This window comes from Streptomyces sp. NPDC051976, from assembly GCF_040680795.1.
GTDB lineage: Bacteria > Actinomycetota > Actinomycetes > Streptomycetales > Streptomycetaceae > Actinacidiphila.
In genome coordinates this window covers 1-6,233 of sequence record NZ_JBFAXL010000129.1, presented here as the reverse complement: position 1 = coordinate 6,233, position 6,233 = coordinate 1, and the positions used below count along the sequence as shown (strand labels likewise).

Genomic DNA, 6,233 nt, shown 5'->3' with positions numbered 1-6,233 from the left:
CCGAGCACGTCGAGCGCCGTCAGCACCGCCTGCCGTGTGCTGTCCGAGACACCCGGCTTGCCGTTCAGCACCCGGCTGACCGTCGCCTCGCTGACCCCGACTTTCTGGGCCACCTGCACGAGTTTGCGTACCATGAGCGCACTATATCCGCGCTTCGCAGTTGATTTTCTGCGCGATGCTTGCACATCTTACGCGACTCCTTGACGAGCTTGTAGGGTTTTTGCGTAAATGTGTTTCCCTATTGCGTGCCTGGTGGGGGCGACGTAGCTTGTGCGTCACCTCGGGGAGCGGCCGCCCCCTCCAACACCCTCATGACCAGGGACGATTCATGACCGGTTTCCCGGCGGGCAGCAGTGCCCGCATAGCCCTCGCCGTCGCCACGGCCGCCGGACTCGCCCTCGCGGTGAGCGCCTGCGGCGGCTCCGCCAGCTCGTCGAAATCCGCCGACGGCACCGTCACCGTCACCGTGAACGACATGCCCGCCAAGACCGACCCCGTGAACCGGAAGATCTTCCTGGAGGACGTCGCCGCCTTCGAGAAGCTCCACCCGAAGATCAAGGTAGTGCCGCACGAGGGCCAGATGGACCCGCAGACCTTCACCACCAAGCTGGCGGGCGGCCAGCTCGAGAACGCCTTCTACGTCTACTACACCGATCCGGCGGGGCTGATCGCCAAGCACCAGGCCGCCGACATCACGCCGTACCTGTCGCAGTTCCCGGCCGTGAACCAGGTCAAGCCGCAGCTGCGCAAGGTGTTCCAGGACGCCAATGGACACACCTACGGCCTGCCCGAGGGCAACTACTCGATGGGCCTGGTCTACAACCGCGCGCTGTTCAAGCAGGCCGGGCTCGACCCGGACAAGCCGCCGACGACCTGGGACGAGGTCCGCGCGGACGCCAAGAAGATCGCCGCGCTCGGCAAGGGCACCGTCGGCTACGGCGACTACAGCAAGTCCAACACCGGCGGCTGGCACTTCACCGCCGAGATGTATTCGCGTGGCGGCACCGTCGCCAAGCAGCAGTCCGACGGCAGCTGGAAGGCCGACTTCGACAACGCCACCGGCAAGGCGGTGCTCCAGCAGTTGCACGACATGCGCTGGACAGACGACTCGATGGGCCAGCGCCAACTACTGGAGTGGGCAGACCTGTTGCAGATGATGGGCGCGGGCAAGCTCGGCATGTACCTCGCCACCTCGGACAACATCCCCACCATCGCCTCGCAGTACAAGGGCGACCCCAAAGACTACGGCCTCGGCCCGATCCCCGGCGGCAAGGGCACATTGGCCGGCGGCGGCGGGTTCATGTTCAACCCCAAGGACACCCCCGAGCAGATCAAGGCCGCCATGGCCTGGGTGACCTTCAAGTACGAGAACCCCGACCGCATCACCCTCGGCTCCCAGCGCGCGGCCCAGGCCAAGCAGCCGGTCGGCCTGCCCGAGCCGAACATCTGGACCGGCACCGCCGCACAGACCAAGTCCACCGCCGACACCAAGTACGCCAATGTGCCGGTCGCCAACTACGCGCCGTTCCAGCAGACCATCGCCGGGATCCCGCTGGAGCTCGAGCCGCCGAAGGCCCAGCAGATCTACGCCGTGCTGGACACCGCCATGGCCAAGGTTCTGACGCAGAAGGACGCCGACATCGACGCCCTGCTGTCGGACGCCTCCAAGCAGGTCGACTCCCTGCTCGCGGCGCAGTAGCCGCACGGAAGCCCACCCTGCACTGCCCGCGGGTCCCTCCGAACCCTGACGACCGGCGCGACCCGCGGGCGCCGAACAAGGAGATCCCATGGCCACCTCCCTGGCCCCACGCCGCACCGGCTCCCCCGCGGCGCCGCCCCGCGACCGCGCCGGGGCACGCACCGCGCGGCACGCCCGGCTGCGCCGCCGGATCGCCGACAACGCCCTGGCGTACGCCTTCATGGCGGCCGGCATCGTCTGCTTCGCGGTGTTCTCGTGGTACCCGCTGGTCCGGGGCGTCATCCTCAGCTTCCAGCAGGACAACCTGATCACCGACCCGCAGTGGGTGGGCCTGGACAACTACCACCACCTCTTCGCCGACCCGCTGTTCTGGACGGCGTGGAAGAACACCGCGGAGTTCACCAGCCTCGCGCTCCTGCTCGGCTACGCGGTGCCGTTCGTCATCGCGGTTCTGCTCAACGAACTGCGGCACTTCAAGGCGTACTTCCGCATCGCGGTGTACCTGCCGGTGATGCTGCCGCCGATCGTCAGCGTGATGCTCTGGCAGTTCTTCTACGACCCCGGCGACGGGCTGTTCAACACCGCGCTACGTGGTGCGCATCTGCCCACCTCGCAGTGGATCCAGTCGCCGCACACCGCGATGATCTCGCTGGTCCTGGTGTCGACTTGGTCCAACATGGGCGGCGCGACGCTAATGTACCTGGCCGCACTCCAGGCCATCCCCGGCGAGCTGTTCGAGGCCGCGGAGCTGGACGGCGCCGGAATCTGGGCCCGGCTGCGTTTCGTGACCCTGCCGCAGATGCGGTTCATCATGCTCGTCCTGCTGCTGCTCCAGATCGTCTCGACGATGCAGGTCTTCATCGAGCCCTTCCAACTGACCGGTTTCACCGACCCGTCGACCATCACCGTGATGACACTGATCTACCGCTACGCCTTCGCCGTCAACAACGACTTCGGGCTCGCGGCGTCGATGAGCGTGCTGCTGTTCGCCGTGCTCGGCGTCTTCTCCGCGCTGTACCTGCGGCTGACCCGCGAATCGGACTGAGACCATGACCACTGCCTCCCCCGCCTCCGCCTCCCCGGCGACCCGCAGCCTGATCTCCGACCAGGAGCTGGCCCGGCCGCGCAACCGCGCCGCCTACTTCTCGGTGCTGACCGTCACGACCGTGCTGTTCGCGGCCGCCTTCCTCTTCCCCCTGTACTGGATGACGAGTTCGGCGCTGGAGACCCCGCGCGAATTCGCCGCGCAGACCCCGACGCTGCTGCCGAAGTCCGTGCACGTCACCGCGTACAAGGACGCGTGGACGCAGATGGACATCGCGCACTTCTTCCTCAACACCGTCTGGTACGCGGCCGGCGGCTGGCTGATCCAGATCTCGGTGGACGTGTGCGCCGCCTACGCGCTGTCCAAACTGCGGCCCGCGTTCGGCAAGGCGATCTTCGCCGGGATGCTCGCCAGCCTGATGCTGCCGGCGGCCGCGCTGCTGGTGCCCGCGTATTTGACGGTCTCCGACCTTCCGCTGCTCCACCTCAATCTGCTCAACACACCCTGGGCGTTGTGGCTGCCGGGCGCGGCCAACGCGTTCAACATCTACGTACTGCGCCGCTTCTTCGACCAGATCCCGCAGGAATTCCTCGACGCCGCCAGCATCGACGGAGCCTCCCGCCTGCAGACGCTGCTGCGCGTGGTGCTGCCACTGTCGCGTCCGGTGCTCGCAGTGATCTCGATCTTCGCGGTCGTCGGGATGTGGAAGGACTTCCTGTGGCCACTGCTGGTGCTCCAGGACCCCGACAAGCAGACGCTGTCCGTGGCGCTTCACCGGCTGTCCACCTCCACCACACAGGTGCCGCCTACTGAGATGATCGCCGGCCTGTCCATCGCGGCGGTGCCGATGATCGTGCTGTTCCTCTTCTTCCAGCGGCACATCCTCGGCGGTCTGTCCGCAGGAGCACTCAAGGGCTAACCCGGCCCTGAGATTGCCGTCGGCCACCCGTCGCCAGGGCCGCCAACCGCCGCCGCGCTACTCCCTCCCGCTCTTCAGCCTGCCGTTTTGCCCGCTTCACCTTCTATGAACGCCCTTCACCCAAGGAGCCCGCCCCGTGGCCAATCAGCCCGTCGCAGCCGAGCAGCACGCCGATCACGTCGAGGCGTCCGTACACGTCTTGCACGCCGAGCCCGCCCACTGGTGGCGTAACGCCGTCATCTACCAGGTCTACCCGCGCTCCTTCGCCGACGGTGACGGCGATGGGATCGGCGACCTGACCGGTGTCCGCGACCGCCTGCCGTATCTGGCCGAACTCGGCGTGGACGCCCTGTGGTTCAGCCCCTGGTACGCCTCACCGCAGGCCGACGCCGGGTACGACGTCGCCGACTACCGGCGTATCGACCCCGCCTTCGGCACCCTGGAGCAGGCCGAAGCCCTGATCGCCGAGGCGCACGCGCTCGGCCTGAAGATCGTCGTCGACGTGGTGCCAAACCATGTCTCCGACCAGCACGCCTGGTTTCAGGAAGCGTTGTCCACGGGGCCCGGCGCCGAGGTCCGCGAGCTGTTCTGGTTCCGCCCCGGCCGCGGCCCGGAGGGCGAACTGCCGCCCAACGACTGGCAGTCCGTCTTCGGGGGACCCGCCTGGACCCGTACGTCCAACCCCGACGGCACGCCCGGCGAGTGGTACCTGCATCTCTTCGCGCCCGAGCAGCCCGACCTCAACTGGAACAACCCCAAGGTGCGCGAGGAGCACGAGAGCGTACTGCGCTTCTGGTTCGACCGCGGCGCCGACGGCGTGCGGATCGACTCCGCGACGATGCCCGTCAAGGATCCCGCGCTGCCGGACTTCGCGCACGACGCCCCGCCGACGCCGCACCCGTACATCGACCGCGACGACGTGCACGGCATCTACCGAGCCTGGCGGGCGCTCGCCGACGGCTACGAGCAGCCGCGCGCTCTGATCGGCGAGGTGTGGCTCGCCGACCCGGTGCGGTTCGCCCACTACATGCGGCCCGACGAGATGCACAGCGCTTTCAACTTCGACTACCTCAACTGCCCCTGGGACGCGGCCGAGTTGCGCCGGGTCATCGACGCGACGCTGGCGGCGCACGCCTCGGTCGGGGCCCCCGCGAGCTGGGTGCTGTCCAACCACGACGTCACCCGGCACGTCACCCGCTACGGCCGCTCCGACACCTCCTTCGGGCTGGCGCTGCGCCAACACCGGGTGCCCACCGACTTGGAGTTGGGCACCCGCAGGGCGCGGGCCGCGCTGCTGCTCGACCTGGCGCTGCCCGGCGGCTGCTATCTCTACCAGGGCGAGGAGCTGGGGCTTTGGGAGGTGGAGGACATCCCCGACGAGCTGCGCCAGGACCCGATCTTCCACCGTACAGGCGGCACCGACATCGGCCGTGACGGCTGCCGGGTGCCGCTGCCCTGGTCGGGCGAGCGGCCGCCGTTCGGCTTCAGCCCCGAGGGCGCCACTGCGCCGCCGTGGCTGCCGCAGCCGAAGCTGTGGGCCGCGTACACCGCGCAGGCGCAGGACGGCAGGCCGGGTTCGATGCTGACCTTCTACCGGACCGCCTTGGGACTGCGCCGCCGCGAGCGGGGGCTGCGCGGCGCGGACTTCCGCTGGCTGCCCGGAAACGCTCCCGGCGTCCTGGGCTTCGCCCGCGGCGACGGCTTCTTCTGCCTGGCCAACCTCTCCGGTGGGGCCGCGCCGCTGCCCGCGGACGCGGACATACTCCTCGCCAGCGACCCGGGATTCGACGCAGGCACGGGAGAGCTGCCGAACGACATGACCGTATGGCTGCGGCAGCGCTGACCAGCGCACCAGCAGCAACCCGACCCGGCCCGACGGAGAAAGCAGAGCGTCATGACTCGGAGACTTGCGGAAGTGGCCAAGCGGGTGGGCGTCAGCGAGGCGACGGTCAGCCGGGTGCTGAACGGCAAGCCGGGTGTCTCGGACAGCACACGGCAGGCGGTGCTGACGGCGCTCGACGTGCTCGGCTATGAGCGGCCGACCCAACTGCGGGGTGTGCGGGCTCGGTTGGTGGGGCTGGTGCTGCCCGAGCTGCAGAACCCGATCTTCCCTGCCCTCGCGGAGGTCGCCGGCGGCGCGCTGGTCCAGCTCGGCTTCACCCCCGTGCTCTGCACGCGCACCGCGGGCGGGCTGACCGAGGCCGAGTACGTGACGATGCTGCTGGACCAGCAGGTCTCCGGCGTCATCTTCTGCGGCGGCCTGAGCGCCGACGAGTACGGCGCCCTGCTCCAGCGGGCTGTCCCCGTCGTACTACTCAACGCCGCGGTCGACTACGCGGCGATCCAGGCGGAACGGCAGCAGGACCGGGCACCCGCCCGGCCGCTCGACCGGCCCGGGTTCGCGGAGCGCGGCAGCGCGTACCACCCGGCCGAGCGGCACCAGGACCGGCTGGACCGCAGGACGGTTCGTACGCTCGGTTTTCCTCAGGTGTCGACGGATGACGTGGCCGCGGTCCAACAGGCCTACGCCCACCTGTCCTCCCTCGGCCACACAAAAATCGGACTCATGG

At 68.8% G+C, this 6,233-nt stretch carries 6 protein-coding genes; 5 read left to right on the top strand and 1 reads right to left on the bottom strand.

The features are described from left to right. Positions 1-134: LacI family DNA-binding transcriptional regulator (locus tag AB0M29_RS44810; protein ID WP_365393559.1), on the bottom strand; the 134-nt coding region annotated here is incomplete at its 3' end. 194 nt (positions 135-328) lie between these two features. Between AB0M29_RS44810 and AB0M29_RS44805 the strand changes: the two genes are divergently transcribed. The 5 genes from AB0M29_RS44805 to AB0M29_RS44785 form a co-directional block, all read left to right on the top strand. Continuing rightward, entirely contained in the window at positions 329-1,699 is a 1,371-nt protein-coding gene (locus tag AB0M29_RS44805) for an extracellular solute-binding protein (protein WP_365393555.1), read from the top strand. Between the two features lie 88 nt (positions 1,700-1,787). Further along, positions 1,788-2,744, top strand: coding sequence for a sugar ABC transporter permease (locus AB0M29_RS44800; protein WP_365393553.1), 957 nt, complete (start codon positions 1,788-1,790; stop codon positions 2,742-2,744). A gap of 4 nt (positions 2,745-2,748) precedes the next feature. Then, positions 2,749-3,663 (top strand): carbohydrate ABC transporter permease, encoded by a 915-nt coding sequence (locus AB0M29_RS44795; protein WP_365393551.1) that lies wholly within the window; start codon positions 2,749-2,751, stop codon positions 3,661-3,663. Between the two features lie 199 nt (positions 3,664-3,862). Then, positions 3,863-5,506: a glycoside hydrolase family 13 protein gene (locus tag AB0M29_RS44790; protein ID WP_365393557.1), complete on the top strand. Its 1,644-nt coding sequence runs from the start codon at positions 3,863-3,865 to the stop codon at positions 5,504-5,506. A 51-nt stretch (positions 5,507-5,557) separates the two neighbouring features. After that, the coding region (locus AB0M29_RS44785; RefSeq protein WP_365393549.1) for a LacI family DNA-binding transcriptional regulator at positions 5,558-6,233 on the top strand (676 nt) is incomplete at its 3' end.